This is a genomic window from Microbacterium sp. USTB-Y, from assembly GCF_023703415.1.
Taxonomy (GTDB): Bacteria; Actinomycetota; Actinomycetes; order Actinomycetales; family Microbacteriaceae; genus Microbacterium.
Genome location: NZ_JAGMTU010000001.1, coordinates 278992 through 295175 on the forward strand (window position 1 = coordinate 278992; position 16184 = coordinate 295175).

General features: G+C 72.3%; 12 protein-coding genes. 1 reads left to right on the forward strand and 11 read right to left on the reverse strand.

The features are described from left to right. Window positions 1-27 precede the first annotated feature (27 nt). From J8G10_RS01240 to J8G10_RS01290, 11 genes are all read right to left on the reverse strand, one after another. On the reverse strand, window positions 28-1881 hold the full coding sequence (locus J8G10_RS01240) for an ABC transporter substrate-binding protein (protein ID WP_251438664.1): 1854 nt from the start codon (window positions 1879-1881) through the stop codon (window positions 28-30). Between the two features lie 171 nt (window positions 1882-2052). Next, window positions 2053-2958 carry an ABC transporter permease gene (locus tag J8G10_RS01245; protein WP_251438665.1) on the reverse strand — a complete coding sequence of 302 codons (906 nt, stop codon included), beginning with the start codon at window positions 2956-2958 and terminating at the stop codon, window positions 2053-2055. Next, window positions 2955-3905, reverse strand: coding sequence for an ABC transporter permease (locus J8G10_RS01250; RefSeq protein ID WP_251438666.1), 951 nt, complete (start codon window positions 3903-3905; stop codon window positions 2955-2957). The genes J8G10_RS01245 and J8G10_RS01250 overlap by 4 nt, the downstream gene beginning before the upstream one ends. Further along, window positions 3902-5959 (reverse strand): ABC transporter ATP-binding protein, encoded by a 2058-nt coding sequence (locus J8G10_RS01255; RefSeq protein WP_251438667.1) that lies wholly within the window; start codon window positions 5957-5959, stop codon window positions 3902-3904. The genes J8G10_RS01250 and J8G10_RS01255 overlap by 4 nt, the downstream gene beginning before the upstream one ends. A gap of 154 nt (window positions 5960-6113) precedes the next feature. Beyond that, entirely contained in the window at window positions 6114-7166 is a 1053-nt protein-coding gene (locus J8G10_RS01260; protein WP_251438668.1) for a dipeptidase, read from the reverse strand. Continuing rightward, on the reverse strand, window positions 7163-8542 hold the full coding sequence (locus J8G10_RS01265; protein ID WP_251438669.1) for a serine hydrolase: 1380 nt from the start codon (window positions 8540-8542) through the stop codon (window positions 7163-7165). Before J8G10_RS01265 ends, J8G10_RS01260 begins: the two co-directional genes overlap by 4 nt. A gap of 106 nt (window positions 8543-8648) precedes the next feature. Further along, window positions 8649-9155 (reverse strand): methylated-DNA--[protein]-cysteine S-methyltransferase, encoded by a 507-nt coding sequence (locus J8G10_RS01270; RefSeq protein WP_251438670.1) that lies wholly within the window; start codon window positions 9153-9155, stop codon window positions 8649-8651. Between the two features lie 35 nt (window positions 9156-9190). Beyond that, a complete protein-coding gene (locus J8G10_RS01275) occupies window positions 9191-10813 on the reverse strand; it encodes a DNA-3-methyladenine glycosylase 2 family protein (protein WP_251438671.1) in 1623 nt (540 codons plus the stop codon). A 193-nt stretch (window positions 10814-11006) separates the two neighbouring features. Continuing rightward, window positions 11007-12614 (reverse strand): bifunctional phosphoribosylaminoimidazolecarboxamide formyltransferase/IMP cyclohydrolase, encoded by a 1608-nt coding sequence (gene purH, locus J8G10_RS01280; RefSeq protein ID WP_251438672.1) that lies wholly within the window; start codon window positions 12612-12614, stop codon window positions 11007-11009. 23 nt (window positions 12615-12637) lie between these two features. Continuing rightward, a complete protein-coding gene (gene purN / locus J8G10_RS01285) occupies window positions 12638-13267 on the reverse strand; it encodes a phosphoribosylglycinamide formyltransferase (RefSeq protein WP_251438673.1) in 630 nt (209 codons plus the stop codon). 67 nt (window positions 13268-13334) lie between these two features. Then, a complete protein-coding gene (locus J8G10_RS01290) occupies window positions 13335-14591 on the reverse strand; it encodes a DUF6350 family protein (RefSeq protein WP_251438674.1) in 1257 nt (418 codons plus the stop codon). Window positions 14592-14712: 121 nt separating this feature from the next. Between J8G10_RS01290 and J8G10_RS01295 the strand changes: the two genes are divergently transcribed. Next, a complete protein-coding gene (locus J8G10_RS01295) occupies window positions 14713-16134 on the forward strand; it encodes an NCS2 family permease (RefSeq protein WP_251438675.1) in 1422 nt (473 codons plus the stop codon). The last annotated feature ends 50 nt before the right edge of the window (window positions 16135-16184 follow it).

Consider the following 16184-nt stretch of genomic DNA (forward strand, 5'->3'; position numbering starts at 1 on the left):
GCTCGGCCGGCCCCGGATCCGGATCCGCTACTTCTGCTTCTCGGTGAAGTACCACTGCTCCGGGGAGTAGATGAACTTCAGCAGGCCCTCGAACGTCTCGGGCGGTCCGGAGAGCGTGCTCTTCCAGACGATGAGGTTGTCGGGGGTCGGCAGGAACAGCACCGGCAGATCCTTCGAGATCAGGGTGGTCTCCGCGCTCAGCGCCTTCGGATCCGAGCCGAACACGCTCGCCTCGATCGCCTTGTCGGCCTCGGGGTTGCTGTAGCTGCCCAGGTTGAAGCTGCCGTCGGTGTTGAACGCGCCGTTCGCCGTCGGGTACGACGTCATCACGAGGGGACCGGTGTCCTGCATCCCCCACTCGTCCGCGTTCGCCGGAGCGCCCGGGTTCGTGTAGTTCTCGTACATGTAGTTCAGCGACTTCGTGACGACCTTCACGTCGATGCCGAGCTTCTTCGCCTCCGAGGAGAACGCCAGGTCGCGGGCGCCGACGTAGCTCGGCGAGCTCGCCGAGGCGAGCGTGAAGGAGATCTTCTGCCCCTTCTCGATGCCCTCGCCGCACTGACCGGATCCCGCTCCCGGCTTCTCGCAGACGGTCCCGGCCTTGTCGACCTTCCAGCCGTGCTCGGTCAGCAGCTTCTCCGCGGCCTTCGGGTCGAACGGGTACGGGGCCTTGTCCCCGAACGCGGGAGGGAAGGCGGAGCCGAGTCCCACGGTCGCGTAGTTCTCGCTGGCCGCCCCGTTGTAGACCCCGCGGCTCTTGATGTAGCCCGGCTGGTCGACGAGGTGCTGCAGCGCCTGGCGCACGTACGGCTGCGCGATGATCCTGTCGAAGCCGCCGGTCGTGTTGGCGAAGTTGATCACCAGCGGATCCGATCGCGCCGGCGCCGGAGCCGCGTAGACGTCGTAGCCCTTCTTGCGCAGGTCCTCGATCTTCGACGAGTAGCTGGAGTCGAGGCGCCCGACGGTCACCGTTCCCGCCTGATACTGGTTGTAGACAGCGGCCGCCGACGTGAACGCCTTGAAGTCGACCTGCGCGAGCTTGTGCTCGCCCGGACCCGTGTACGCGGGGTTCGGCGTGAGCGAGAAGGAGCCGGTGGTGGGCTCGAAGCTCTTCAGCGCGTAGGGGCCGCTGACGACCTGCCAGAGCGGGTTCGTCGCGAACGACGACTGGTCGGCGGACTGGCCGGTGAGGAACGTGTAGATCGCGGCCGCGTTGGCCGGATCGGTGTAGTCCAGGACGGGCCCTCCCGCCGTCGCGATGCTCCAGTCCGCCGAGGGGAGCACGACGAGCTGCTGCAGGAGCGACTCGAGGTAGGCGGGGTTGTACGCCTTCTCGAGCGTCAGCACGACGGTGTCGGCGCCGCTCGCGGTCGCGGTCACGCCGTCGGGGAACTGGCCCGGGGTGTAGAACGCCCAGTTGGCCGCGCTCGCGGCGACGGCGGCCTTGAGGATGTCGAGGGAGAAGACCACGTCGCCCGCGGTGAGGGGCTTGCCGTTGGACCAGTCGTTCTTCTTGAGGGTGATCGTGACGGTGCGCCCGTCGTCGCCGTACACGGGGGCCTCGGCGAGGCTCGTGTCCGCGTTGCTCTTGCCGTCGACGTCGGCCCGGTACAGGGTGCGCCACATCAGGTCGTAGCCGATGACGGCGCCGTTCGCCTCGGCGGGCGGGTACGGGAAGATGTAGTTCGGCGCGAGGCCCGGCGTCATGGCGACCGTGATGACGCCTCCGTCGACGGCCTTGCCGCTCGAGGCGGGGATGGTGCGGTACTGGGAGGGGTCGACCTTGGCGGTGCCGGCGCTGCAGCCGGTGGTGATCAGTGCGGCGGCGACCGTGAGGGCGATCAGGAGGCGCCGTCGCCTCCGGGGAACCTGCGGGTTCATGCTGTGCTCCTTGTTCGGGTGGGTCGGTTCGGGCGGACGCTATCGGCGGTGCGGCCGCCGGCGTCGTATTCCGGTGATTCGAGGGTGCAGGACGGGCGCGGCCGCCCGTTCAGCGATCCGGACAGTTTCGATGCGGTGCGCCTGTGTGCGCGGACACACCCCTGCGGCCGCTCATCGGCGTCGGTCCAGGACGTCGCGCAGGGCGTCTCCGAGCAGGTTCAGCCCGAGCACCACGAGCACGATGCAGAGCCCTGCGGGGTAGATGAGCCACCAGTTGCCGGCGGTGATGTAGGCGACGCCGCTGGAGAGCTGGCTGCCCCAGTCCGTGACGGGATAGCTCAGCCCGAAGCCGAGGAATCCGAGAGCGGCGATCACCAGGATGGCGTCGGCGACCTGGAACGTGAGGTTCACGATGATCACGCCCATGGTGTTCGGGATCAGGTGGGTGAAGATCAGCCGGCGATCGCTGGCGCCCATGAGACGCGCCGCCTGCACGAACTCGCGGACCCGCAGGGACAGCACCTCGCCGCGGATCAGCCGGGCCGAGACGAGCCAGGAGAACCCTCCGATCACGAGGCTCAGGGTGAGCGGCGTCGCGGTGAAGCGCGCCGCGATGATGAGCACGAAGAACAGGAACGGGATCGCCAGCAGCACGTCGACGAAGCGCATCATGATCCCGTCCACCACCCCGCCCACGAGTCCCGCGACGGCGCCGTAGACGGTGCCCAGGGTGGTCGCGAAGACCGCGGCGAGCAGACCGATCTCGAGCGACACCTGACCGCCGAGCATGAGCCGGCCGAGCACGTCGAAGCCGTTCGGATCCGTGCCGAGCGGGTAGCCCTCGCCGGGGGGCAGCAGCGCGTCGAGGAGGTTCACGTCGGTCTGGTTCGTCGGGTACAGCAGCGGTCCGACGAAGCTGAACAGCACGAGCAGCACGAGCAGCGACGCGCCCGCCACCGCCATCGGACTGCGTCGCAGCGCGCGCAGCACGGCGGCGGCCGCGAGAGGTCGCGCCGCCGTGGCGGTGGCCACGATGACGTCGGTCTTCTCGGACATCTCGGGGTGTGCGGTGGTCATCTGCTCAGCTCGATCCGTCGGTCCGCGCGTGCGACCACGAGGTCGGCGAGGAGGTTGCCCAGCACGGTGAGCGCGCCACCGATGAGGGTGTAGGCCAGCAGCACCGGGTAGTCCTCCCGATGCAGGCTGTTGAGGAACAGGAGGCCGAGGCCGGGGTAGTTGAACACCGACTCGACGATGAGGTTTCCGGCCAGCAGCGTCGGGATCATGACTCCGACGAGCGTGATGAGCGGGATGCAGGCGTTGCGCAGCAGGTGGCGCAGCAGCACGATCCGCTCCGGGGCGCCCTTGGCCCGGGCGACCTTGATGTAGTCCATGCCGAGCTGTTCGAGCGCCGCCGAGCGCTGGTACTGGGAGAACACCACGACGTTCGTGAGCGCGAGCGTGATCAGCGGCAGCGCCATGGCCCGCGGATCCGTGAACACGACCCAGGGCGAGGTCGACTGCGAGGCCTCCGCAGGGAAGAGCGGCACGAGCTGGCTGAGCAGCGCGATCAGCAGCAGCGCGACGAGGAACGAGGGGGTCGCGTAGAGGAGGTAGGCGACCCCGGTGGCGGCCCGGTCGACGACGCTGTTGCGGCGCACCGCCTGGAGGATCCCGAGCGGGATCGCGATGAGCAGCGCGAGCACGAGCCCGGAGAGCGACAGCACGGCGCTGCGTCCCGCGTTCTGCGCGAACAGCACCGTGACCTCCTCGTTCAGCTTGTAGGAGCGGCCGAGGTCGCCGTGCAGGAGCTGCACCACGTAGTCCGCGTACTGCACGAACAGCGGTCGGTCGTAGCCGTTCTCCCGGTTGAAGGCCTCGACCGCCGCGGCGGAGGCCTGGGGCCCGAGCACCACGCGGCCCGGGCTGTCGGAGATGAGGTGCAGCATCACGAAGATCACGATCGAGATGCCGATGAGCACGAGCAGCGAGACGAGGATCCGCCGCAGCAGGTAGGAGATCACGCCGCCGCCTCCGTCTCGCCCGGCCGCGCGCCCGGGGCGCTCGCGTCCGCCGGCGCCTGTGCCTTGGGCTGCAGCGGGAAGTGGCACGCCACGTCGTGCGCGTCCCCGACCGCCTCCAGCGTCGGCTCGACCGTCGCGCACAGCTCGGTCGCGAGCGGGCACCGGGTGCGGAACCGGCAGCCGCTGGGCGGATCCAGGGGGCTGGGCAGCTCGCCCCGGACGCGCTCTGCGGCGTCCGGCGGCGGCGCATCCGGATCCGCGATCGGCACCGCGGCGAGCAGGCCGGCGGTGTACGGGTGCGCCGGGCGCTCGTACACCTCGTCGGTGGCGCCGACCTCGACGATCTTGCCGAGGTACATCACGCCGACCCGGTCGGAGAGGTAGCGGATGACCGACAGGTCGTGCGAGATCACGACGCTGCTGAGCCCGCGCTCGCGCTGCTGGGTGCGCATGAGGTTGAGCACCTGGGAGCGGATCGAGACGTCGAGCGCGCTCACCGGCTCATCCGCGACGAGGACGTCGGGATCCAGTGCGAGAGCGCGGGCGAGCCCGATGCGCTGCCGCTGCCCGCCGGAGAGCTCATGCGGATACCGTTCCAGGATCGACGGGCCGAGGCCGACGCCGTCCAGCAGCGCGATCGCCCGTTCGGTCCGCTCGGCGGTCGTGCCGATCCCCTGGATCGCGAGGGGCTCCCGCAGGATCGTGCCGATCGTCATCTTCGGATCCAGCGCGGCGCCGGAGTCCTGGAACATCATCTGCAGTCGCGCCCGGCGAGCGCCGAGCCCGCGCCGGCCGATCCCGGAGACCTTCGTGCCCTCGAGGCGCACCTCCCCCGCCGTGGGCCGGTCCATCGCGACGAGCATGCGCCCGAGCGACGACTTGCCGCATCCGGACTCTCCGACCAGCCCCAGGGTCTCCCCTGCCTGCACCGTGAAGCTCACCCCGGAGACCGCCTTCACCGTGCGCCGGCGCCCCTTCGGAGCCCAGCCGGAGACGGGGTGCTCCTGCACGAGGTCGACGACCTCGAGCCGCGGCTCCGTCGACGTCTCGACCACGGGGGCAGCCGGGAGCGCGCGGCCCGGGAGCACGGGCGGCGCGTCGGCGACCGGGTTCCAGCAGGCGAAGACGTGCCCGCCCTCGCCCTCGAGCGGCGGGCGCTCGGCCCGGCAGCGATCCGTGGCGGCGGCGCAGCGCGGCGCGAACCGGCATCCGGGAACCGTCTCGGCGGGATCCGGCGGGGATCCGGGGATCGAGAACAGCTCGACGCCGCGGTCCTGCTCGAGCGAGGGGATCGAATCGAGCAGCGCGCGCGTGTAGCGGTGCCGGGTGCGCCGGAACAGCGCGCGCGTCGGACCGGTCTCCACGAGCCGTCCGGCGTACATGACGCCCACTCGGTCGGCGTGCCGCGCCACCACGCCCATGTCGTGCGTGACGAGGATCATGGCCATGCCGAGCTGCTCCTTGAGCCTTCCCAGCAGCTCCAGGATCTCCGCCTGGATCGTCACGTCGAGGGCGGTCGTCGGCTCGTCGGCGATGAGCAGATCGGGCTCGGCGATGAGCGCCATGGCGATCATCACGCGCTGCCGCATGCCGCCGGAGAGCTGGTGCGGATAGTCGCGCATGCGCTCGGACGGGCGCGGGATGCCGACCAGCGCCAGCATCTCCTCGGCCCGGCGCAGCGCCTCCGCCCGGTGCGCGAGACCGTGCAGCAGCAGCGGCTCCGCGACCTGGTCGCCGATGCGCCGGGTCGGGTTCAGGGCGGTCAGCGAGTCCTGGAACACCATGGAGATCCGGCGTCCGCGCAGCGACCGGTACGCCCGGGGGTCGCGGCCGACGAGCTCCTCGCCGTCGAAGCGGATGGATCCGTTCATGATCTCGGATCCGGCCGGCAGCATCCCCATGATGGCGAGGCCGGTCATCGACTTGCCCGAGCCGGTCTCGCCCACGATCCCGAGCGTCTCGCCGCGGGCGAGGTCGAGGTCCACTCCGCTGATCGGACGCACGATCCGGTCGCCGGTGCGGATCTGGACCGAGAGGTCTCGAATCGTCAGCATTGCGCGCTCCCTTGCGCCCGCCGCGCGTGTTCGGCGCCGCCGGGCTTGGCTTCTCTCATGATCCTGCGGCACCGGGTCGGCCGCTCGTTCGTCCGATCCGTCGAACGGACCCGTGCGAGTTCGTCCCCCTGCACGACTCCGCGGACCTGGCCGCTCATCGTCCGCCGGGCACGCCGAGTTCGCGGCGGAACAGCCGCTGCACGTTCCCGCCGAGCACGCCGAGGATATCGGCCTCCGGCCACCCCCGGCGCAGCAGCGCGTCCGTGAGCAGCGGGAGTCCCCGCGGGCCCTCCAGCCCCGGGAGATAGATGTCGGCCGGCACCCCCTGCACCTCGGTGACGGTGCAGCAGGGCGGGGTGGTCTCCGCGATGACCTCCTGCACGAAGTCCGGGCCGATCCCGGTGTGCTCCACACCCGCGACGGCGGCGATGTGCTCCAGGTGGTCGACGAGCCGGTCGATCGTGGGGTGCCCGACGTCGAGGAACGGGGCGAAGAAGTTGGCGCAGACCACCCCTCCGCCCGCCGCGATCGCCACGAGCTGGTCGTCGGGGAGGTTGCGGTGGTGGTCGCGCAGCGCCCGCGCCGAGGAGTGCGTCGCGATCACCGGTCGGGTCGCGATCTCCAGGACGTGCGAGACCCCCGCGGCGCCGAGATGGCTGAGGTCGACGAGCATCCCGATGCGCTCCATCTCCTGGACCGCGGCGACGCCGGCCGCGGTCATGCGGCTGCGGGCCGCATCCTCGCCCGACCCGTCCGCGAAGGCGCCGCGTCCCACGTGCGTGAGCGAGCCGACGCGCACGCCGAGCCGGTGCATCGTGGCGAGGAGCTCGACGTCGCCGTCCAGCCCCGGCATGCCCTCGAGGGCGAGCACCAGCGCGATCCGGCCGTCCGCGATCGTGCGGTCGACCTCCGCCCCGGTGCGGCACAGGGCCACGCGTCCGGCGTTCTCCTCGGCCAGACGGTGCGCCGCCTCGATCATGCGCAGCGTGCGGCGCAGCGCCCCCTCGGGACGATACGGGTCTTCGACGAACACCGGGAGCACCTGCAGGTCGACCCCGCCCGCCTCGAGCTGCGGCAGCCAACGCTCCCGGAAGAACGCGCCCCACAGCTCCGGAGGACGGGCGACGACCGCGCAGAGCAGGTCGTTGTGCGCGTCCGCGACGACCGCGCGATGGTGCAGCGCCTCGGCGGCGCGCGACGGCGTCATGACGCCACCCGCCGGTCGGCGCGGCCGGTGTGCAGGAACAGGGCACGGCCGGCGCCGTCGTCGCCGAGGAAGGCGACGGGCTGCCGCATCCCGCCGTCCGTCTCCACCGGCAGGAGCACGTCTCCGCGCCAGCCCACCAGCTCCGTGCGGAACGGCAGGTCGCCGAGGTCGGCGACCACGCCGTGCGGGACGCGGTCGAGCCACACCCGGCCGTCCGCGGTGCGGCTGATCGTGGTGAGCGCGGTGCTCGACGCGTACCGGCCGACGAAGCGGTCGGCGTCCGCGGGCACGGCGCCGGAGGGAGCGGGAGCGGGCTTCGCCGCGATGCCGGCGAGCTCCTCGAGCACGACGTCCACGAGCGCCGCGAACACGGGATGGGGGTCGCCGCCGTTGGCGAGCACGGCGATCGCCGCGTCCTGCTCCGGCAGCAGCCGCAGGCACGACGACTGCCCGATCGTGTTCCCGTCGTGACCCGGGATCAGGCGCCCCGCGCGGTCGAACAGCTCCCAGCCGAGCCCCCAGGCGGCTCCCTGGTCGATGTCGGGCAAGAGGATCTGCGGGGTGCGCATCGCCTCCGCTCCCTCCCGGGAGAGCAGGCGGGTGCCATCCCGGGCGACCCCGGCGCGCAGATGCAGCCGGGCGAATGCGAGCAGATCGGCCGCACTCATCGCGAGCCGCGAACCTGCCGCCGCCCCCGCGCGTTCCATCGCCCAGACCGCGGTCGGGGCGAACTCGCCGTCGTCCTGGCGCAGATGCCCCACGGCGGCACGATGCAGGATCGCCTCGGAGGCGTCCACCGCCGCGTGACGCAGCCCCAGGGGCGCGAGCAGGCGATCGCGCAGCACCCGCTCGTACGGCGCTCCGCGGAGCACCTCGACGATGCGCCCGAGCGTGGAGAACCCCGCGTTGTTGTACGAGAACATCTCCCCCGGCGCGAAGAGCTGCGGCGTCTGCGCGAGGAGGCCGACATAGCGCGCCAGGGCGTCGTCGCCGTCGCCCGTGTCGACGAACACGTCGCCCTCGAAACCGGCTGTGTGGCTGAGCAGCTGGCGCGTCGTGATGGTCGCGGACGCGTCGTCGTCCAGGACGCGGAACCCCGGGAGGATGCTCCGCACCGGGGCGTCCGGATCCAGCACCCCCTCCTCGACGAGCTGCAGGACCAGTGTGGCCGTGAGCACCTTGGTGACGGATCCGATCTGGAACACGGATCCGGGGTCGGCCTTGACGCCGGTGCCGCGGTGGAGGATCCCCCCGGCCCAGACGAACGTCGCGTCTCCGGCGCCGATCGCCAGGGAGACGGCGGGCACGCGATGGCGTGCCATCAGCGTGGGAAGGTGCTCCTCGATCCAGGCCTGGACGGTGGCGAGCTCGGGCATGGTCCTCCTCGACGTCGGCTCAGGTCGAGGCTAGAGCGCTCCGAGGGCTCCCGATTCGTCGATCCGCACCAGCGGGACCATCCCGGATCGTCGGGACCGCCAGCGCTCAGGCGCGGATCGCCTGGGCGGCCTCCCGATCCAGCAGCCGGCGCTTCACGTCCTCGCCCCAGGCGAACCCGCCGAGCGTCCCGTCCACGCGCAGCACCCGATGGCACGGCACGAACAGCGCTGCGGCGTTGCGGGCGCAGATCGAGGCGGCGGGGCGCACGGCCCCCGGCCGGCCGAGCGCGGCGGCGAACCCGGTGTAGGTCAGCGGCGCGCCCGGCGCGATCCGCCGCAGGGCGTCCCACCCGGCGTCCTGCATCCCGGTGCCGGACTGGTGCACCTCGACGGCGTCGATCGCGGCGAGGTCGCCCGCGTAGTACGCGTCGACCGCGGCGGCCGCCCGGGTGGTCCCGGCGACGACGTCGGCCGGGCGGTTCCGGTCGGCGAGACGATGCAGGATGGCGTCGCGGTCGGCAGTCCATCCGGACGCGAGCACGCGGTCCTGTGCATCCGCGAGGATCGTGAACGGGCCGTCGGGGGTGGCGATGGTCTGGATGATGGCGGTCATTCTCGGGCTCTCCGTGGTCGAGGGGGTGGGTGGGGTCATCGGCGTGAGGCGGGACGCGACGCTGAGGCACCCGGCGAACCGGCGCCCGGCGCCTCCGGCCGGCCGCTCCGTGCGACCCTCACGGGCGCCGCGCGCCAGAGGTGCGCGGTGAGGTAGCTGCGCCAGGGGGCCGTGCGGGCCGCCCACGCGTCCAGGGGGCCGGCCTCCGCCGGGAGCCCGGCTCCGCCGGCCCCGGCGCGCGCGGCCACGTCGCCGGGCAGGAACACGTCGGGATCCCCGAGCACCCGCATCCGCACGTAGTCGGCGGTCCACGGTCCGATCCCCGGCATCGCGAGGAGCGCCCTGCGCTGCTCCGCGCCGTCGTCCGCGAGCGTGAGCCGGAGCGAGCCGTCGGCGAGGGCGGCCGCGGCGCCGGTGACGGCCCTGATCCGCGCGGCAGGTCCGCGCAGCACCTCGTGCCCGTGCTCGGCGATCGCCGCCATCGTCGGGAACAGGATCCGCGACTCCGGGCCGTCCGCCGCGTTCCCGTCGCCGAAGTCGTCCGAATCCGCGGCGGAGGACGACGTCTTCTGCGACGGGAACGAGCTGTCGGATCCGATCCGCTCCCCCAGCTCCTCGGCCAGCCGGGTCAGCGCGGTGCGCGCCGCCGCGACGGTGACCTGCTGTCCGACCATCGTGCGGATGAGCATCTCGTGCGGATCCGCGGCCCCCGGCACCCGGATGCCCGGGACCCGGGCGACGAGCGGCGCGAGCGGCGCGTGCGCGGACAGCGCGGCGTCCACGGCCTGCGGATCGGCGTCGAGGTCGAAGAGCCTCCGGGCGCGGGCGACGACCGGCGCGAGGTCGCCGAGACCCGTCAGCCCCGCCCGCAGATGCAGCCGGTCGGCGTCGTCGAGGCGTAGCTCGAACCATCCCGGTCCGCCGTCCAGCCGCAGGTTCCTGCGGAAGAAGCGCTCGCCGGCTTCCTCCACCCCGGGCAGCGCCCGCGCCCGCATCCACGCGAACAGCCCTGCGGCGTCGAACGGCGCACGGTACGGCAGCAGCAGGCCGATCTCGCCCGGCGCGGCGGCGGTCCGCTCGTCGCGGCCGTGGCGGCGTGCGCGCAGCTCCCCCGGGGTCAGGCCGAACACCTCGCGCACCGTGTCGTTGAACTGGCGCACGCTCGCGAACCCCGCCGAGAACGCGACGTCGGCGATCGCCAGGTCGGTGCCGACGAGGAGCATCCGCGCGGTGTGCGCACGGTGGGCGCGGGCGAGCGCGAGCGGACCCGCCCCGAGCTCGGCGGCGAGCAGCCGGGTGAGGTGGCGCGAGGAGTAGCCGAGCCGCGCGGCGAGCCCCGGCACGCCCTCGCGCTCGACGACGCCGTCGGCGATGAGCCGCATCGCGCGGGCCACGACGTCGCCGCGCAGGTTCCACTCCGGCGATCCGGGCGCCGCCTCGGGCAGGCACCGCTTGCAGGCGCGGTAGCCCGCCTCGTGCGCCGCGGCGCTGGTGGGGAAGAACGTGACGTTCTCGGGCCGGGGCGTGCGGGCCGGACAGCTCGGCCGGCAGTAGATCCCGGTCGAGCGCACGGCCGTGACGAACTGCCCGTCGAAGCGGGTGTCCCGCGCGTCGATGGCGCGGTACCGCTCGTCGAAGGTCATCGCGGGAAGGCTCATGCCTCCACCCTGTCATGTCCGATTCCCGCAGGCTCGCGGAAATCGGACATGACAGTGCGCTCCCACCCGGTCCTCTCGACTCAAGAGAAAAGGACGATCGCACGTCTGCAGGACAGGATCCGCGGATCCATCCTGCAAACGTGCGATCGTCCTGCAGAGTTCGGGCCGGCTGGGAGCCGTGGAGACCTCCGGCTCAGTGGAAGAAGTGCCGCTCCCCGGTGAAGAACATGGTCACGCCGGCCTTGCGCGCCGCGTCCACGACCTCCTCGTCCCGCACCGATCCGCCCGGCTGCACGATCGCCGTGACACCGGCGTCGATGAGCACCTGGGCGCCGTCCGCGAACGGGAAGAACGCGTCGGAGGCGGCGACGGATCCGGCCGCGCGGTCGCCCGCGCGCTCGACGGCGAGACGGCAGGAGTCGACCCGGTTGACCTGCCCCATGCCGACGCCGACCGTCGCGTTCGCCTTGGCGAGCACGATCGCGTTCGACTTCACCGCGCGGCACGCCTTCCAGGCGAAGATGAGGTTCTCCATCTCCAGATCGTCGGGGCGCTCGCCCGAGACGAGCTCCCAGTTCGCGGCGACCGAGACGATGTCGTCCGGGAACCGGTCCGCGTCCTGCAGCAGCAGTCCGCCGGAGACGAGGCGCACGTCCATGCGCTCCTGCTGCCAGTCGTCGGGCAGCTGCAGCAGGCGGAGGTTCTTCTTCGCCTTGAACACCTCGAGCGCCGCCGGCTCGAACGCGGGGGCGACGATGACCTCGGTGAAGATGTCCTTCAGGTTCTCCGCCATCTTCAGCGTCACGGTGCCGTTCGCCGCGATCACGCCGCCGTACGCGGACACGGGGTCGCACTCGTGCGCGCGCAGGTGCGCGCTCGCGATGGGATCCAGCGCGTTCGGCGCCGTCGTCGCGATGCCGCACGGGTTGGCGTGCTTGATGATGGCGACCGCGGGGTGCACCATGTCGTAGGCCGCGCGCAGGGCGGCGTCGGCGTCGACGTAGTTGTTGTACGACATCTCCTTGCCCTGCAGCTGCGTGGCCTGGGCGATGCCGTGCCCGCCCGCCCGCGTGTAGATCGCGGCGCGCTGGTGCGAGTTCTCGCCGTACCGCAGGGTGGCCAGGCGCGACGCCGAGATGGTGAGGTGCTCCGGCAGCTCGGTGTCGCTGGACAGGGTGCCGTCGGAGAACCACTGCGCGACGGCCGTGTCGTAGGCGGCCGTGTGCGCGAAGGCGCGCGCGGCGAACTCGCGGCGCTGCGCGAGCGTGGTGCCGCCCTCCTCGAGGGCGCGCAGCAGCGACGGGTAGGACTCGGGCGAGACGACGATCGCGACGTTCGCGTGGTTCTTCGCCGCCGCGCGCACCATCGCCGGGCCGCCGATGTCGATCTGCTCCACGACGTCGTCGCCGACCGCGCCCGAGGCGACGGTCTCCACGAACGGGTAGAGGTTCACCACGACGAGCTCGAACGGGCTGATCCCGAGCTCGGCGAGCTGCTGCTCGTGGTCCTCCAGCCGCAGGTCGGCGAGCACGGCCCCGTGGATCGACGGGTGCAGCGTCTTCACGCGGCCGTCGAGCATCTCGGCGACGCCCGTGACGGCCGCCACATCGGTGACGTCGAGCCCCGCGGCACGGATGGTCTGGGCGGTGGATCCGGTCGACACGATCTCGATGCCGTTGTCGGCCAGCGCCTGCGCGAGGGGGACGAGACCGGTCTTGTCGCTCACGGAGACGAGAGCGCGGCGGATGCGCACCGCATCGCGGGGACGGTAGAGAGACGGGTCGTGGGCGGGACCGGCCATCGGGGTTTCCTTCCGGGTTGGCGTCAGGTCGCGTCGCCGGCCTGCGGCCGGTGCGCGTCCCGAGCAGGGGGGCGTGCGCCGAGGTCGAGCTCGCCCTCGGCGATGCGGCGGACGACGTCGATCAGCAGGCGCCGCTCGACGGGCTTGATGCGCTCGTGCAGCGCGGACTCGGTGTCGCCCTCGTGCACCGCCACGCGCTCCTGCGCGAGGATCGGTCCGCTGTCGACGCCGTCGTCGACCACGATCACGCTGGCTCCGGTCTCGCTCACGCCCGCGGCGATCGCGTCGCGCACGCCGTGCGCCCCGGGGAACTCGGGCAGGTAGGCGGGATGCGTGTTGATGATGTTCGGCGCCCAGGCCGCCACGACGTCGTGCGGCAGCAGGCGCATGAGGCCGGACAGCACGATCAGGTCGGGGTTCCAGACCTTGAGCTGCGCGTCGAGCTCGGCGCCCCACTCCTCCCGGGTGGCGAAGGCCTCCCAGGGCACGACGAACGAGGGGATCCCGAAGGCCTCGGCGTGGGCGAGCCCGTCGGCCTCCCGGTCCGCCCCGATCACGATGACGCGGGCCGGGAATCCGGGGTCGTCGGCCGCGTCGAGGAGGGCACGAAGATTCGAGCCGGTGCCCGAGATGAGTACGGCGACCGTCAGCACCCGAACAGTCTAGGGGGTGTCCGCCGTGGCGAGTCGTCGCGGGCGACGGGCCGCGGAGGCGCCGCGCTCATACGCGGTCGGAGCGGAGCGCGTCCTCGTCGTCGAGCCAGGCGGCGTCGAGCGGACCGCGGCGGCGAGGGGCGAGGAGCAGGATGCCGGCGCCGACGAGGACCTCGAGTCCGAGCGCGAGCGCCACGGGGCCCGGATCCGGCCCCGCGACGGCGAGCCGCCCCGGCCCGAGGGATCCGCGCGACAGCGCCGCGAGCAGCGCGCCCGCTCCCCCGGCCAGCACCGCGATGCCCGCCGCCGTCGCGGCGCGCGGGCCGAAAGGGGCCTCGGCCCCGGCGGCGACCTGCTGCGAGCGGATGAGCCAGCCGGCGAGGGCGCCCGCGGCGATCGGCACGAGCACGATGATGAGGAACCACGGCGAGGAGCTGTCCGGCACGAGGCCCAGCGCCGGGACTCCGGGGACCACTCCGAGCGCGGTGCCCGCCGGAGACACGGCGGTGCCGGCGCCGATCGAGAAGCCGGGGCCTGCGATCCAGGCGACGGCCCACGCGACGAGCGTGGGGACGTAGGCGAGCTGTGCGAGCCCGATCACCACGACGCCGAGCCCGTCGGCGCGCAGGGCCTCGAACAGCGCGACGACCTGACCGCCCCGCACCAGCGCCGCGACGGCCACGACGACCGCGGCCGCACCGACGACGCCGGCGACCGCGACGGCCGCCCCTCGTACGATGTCGCCCGGCGTGTGCGCCCAGTCGGGGTGGCGGTCGAGGGCGTCCTGCACCCGGTCGACGAGGCCTCCGTCGCCCTCGCTCCACGCGGTGGCGATCGCACCGGCGAGCGCACCGCAGAGGAAGACGAGCGGCGGGAAGAGCACCGCCATCCACAACGGGGTCTGCACCGCCCCGAGCGCGCCCGTGAACGCGGCGCCGGCGGAGATCGCCGCGAAGACGACCGTGCCGCTGATCACGCCGCTGGGCCAGGATCCGGCGAGTGCCGCGCGGCGGCCGGAACGCGCCGCGAAGATCGCCGTGAAGCAGAGCAGCAGCAGCGGAGCGACCGACAGGACGAAACGCGCGGCGGAGGGATCCAGTCCGGTCGATCGCACCAGCGCGTCGGGCAGGGCGACCGTGAGCGGCACCCCGTGCCCGAACTGCCACAGCGTCGCCGTCGTCGGCCACAGCGCCCCCCAGTCGGCGCGCTGCCCGAACGCCACCGCCCAGATCACGGTGAGCGGGGCGAGCAGCAGGGCGAGGCCGATCGCGGCCGCGACCACGGCGTCGACCGCCGCCAGGAGCACGATGAGGAGGCGTTGCATGACGGTTTCGAGCCTACGTCCTCCCCTTCGCGCTCCCCTGCGGGCACGCGGGCGACGCCGCCCGCAGCGCGACACACGGACGACATCCGCGACGCGATACGGTTTTCCGCGGAGGTCCCCCATGACAACAGTCCCCCCGCCCACGACCGACCAGACCGCCGCGGAGCCGAAGAACGCCCTCGACCGGTTCTTCGAGATCACCCGACGCGGATCCACCCTCGGCACCGAGGTCCGCGGCGGCATCGTCACCTTCGTGACGATGGCCTACATCGTGATCCTCAACCCGATCATCCTGGCCACGCCCGACGTCGCCGGCCACACCCTCCCCGGCACTGCCGTCGCCGCCGCCACGGCGCTGACCGCGGGCGTGATGACGATCCTGTTCGGGCTCGTCGCCCGGCTGCCCTTCGCCTTCGCGGCCGGGCTCGGCATCAACGCGTTCCTCGCGTTCACGGTCGTGAAGTCGGTCACCTGGCCCGAGGCGATGGCACTGGTGATGATCAACGGCCTCATCATCGTCCTGCTCGCCGCGACCGGACTGCGCAAGCTCATCTTCGACGCCGTTCCCGTGCAGCTCAAGCTCGCCATCACGGTCGGCATCGGCCTCTTCATCGCCTTCATCGGCTTCGTGAACGCGGGCTTCGTCACCTCGACCAAGCAGCCCTCCCCGCCGGTCGACCTCGGCGTCGGCGGATCCGTCGCCTCGATCCCCACGCTGCTGTTCGTGCTCACCCTGCTGATCGGCGGGGTGCTCATCGCCCTGCGGGTCAAGGGGGCGATCCTGATCGCGCTCGTCGGCGGAACCGTGCTCGCCGCGATCCTCAACCTGATCTGGCCGTTCGGGCTGAACTTCGGCTTCTCGGGCAGCATCGTGAGCATCCCCGACCTCAGCCTGATCGGGCGGGTCGACTTCGGCTTCGACCTCGCGAAGGTCGGCGGCGTCACCCTGGTGATGTTCGTCTTCACGCTGCTGTTCTCGAACTTCTTCGACGCGATGGGCACGATGACCGGTCTCGCGAAGGAGGCCGACCTGGCGAACGAGAAGGGCGACTTCCCGCGCATCAAGTCGGCGCTCGTCGTCGAGGGCGTCGGCGCGATCGTCGGCGGGGGCACGTCGTCCTCGTCCGCGACCGTGTTCGTCGAGTCCGGCGCGGGCATCGGCGAGGGCGCGCGCACGGGCCTCGCGACCACCGTCACCGGCGTGCTGTTCCTGCTCGCGATGTTCTTCACGCCGCTCACCGCCCTGGTCCCGAGCGCGGTCGCGGCGGCAGCGCTCGTGCTCGTCGGCGCGATGATGCTGTCGCAGATCAAGAACATCGACCTGACCGACTTCCGCGTCCTGCTGCCGGTGTTCCTCACGGTCACGGTCATGCCGATGACCTACTCGATCGCCAACGGCATCGGCGCCGGGTTCGTCAGCTGGATCGTCGTGAACGCCCTCACCGGCCGCGCGAAGACGATCCATCCGCTGCTGTGGGCGGTCGGCATCGGGTTCGTGCTGTTCTTCGCCCGCGGCCCCATTGAGGCGCTGCTCGGCGCCTGAGGATCCGCCGGCCGCGCCCGGATCCGTCCAGATCCGTCGAGGCCCCCTCG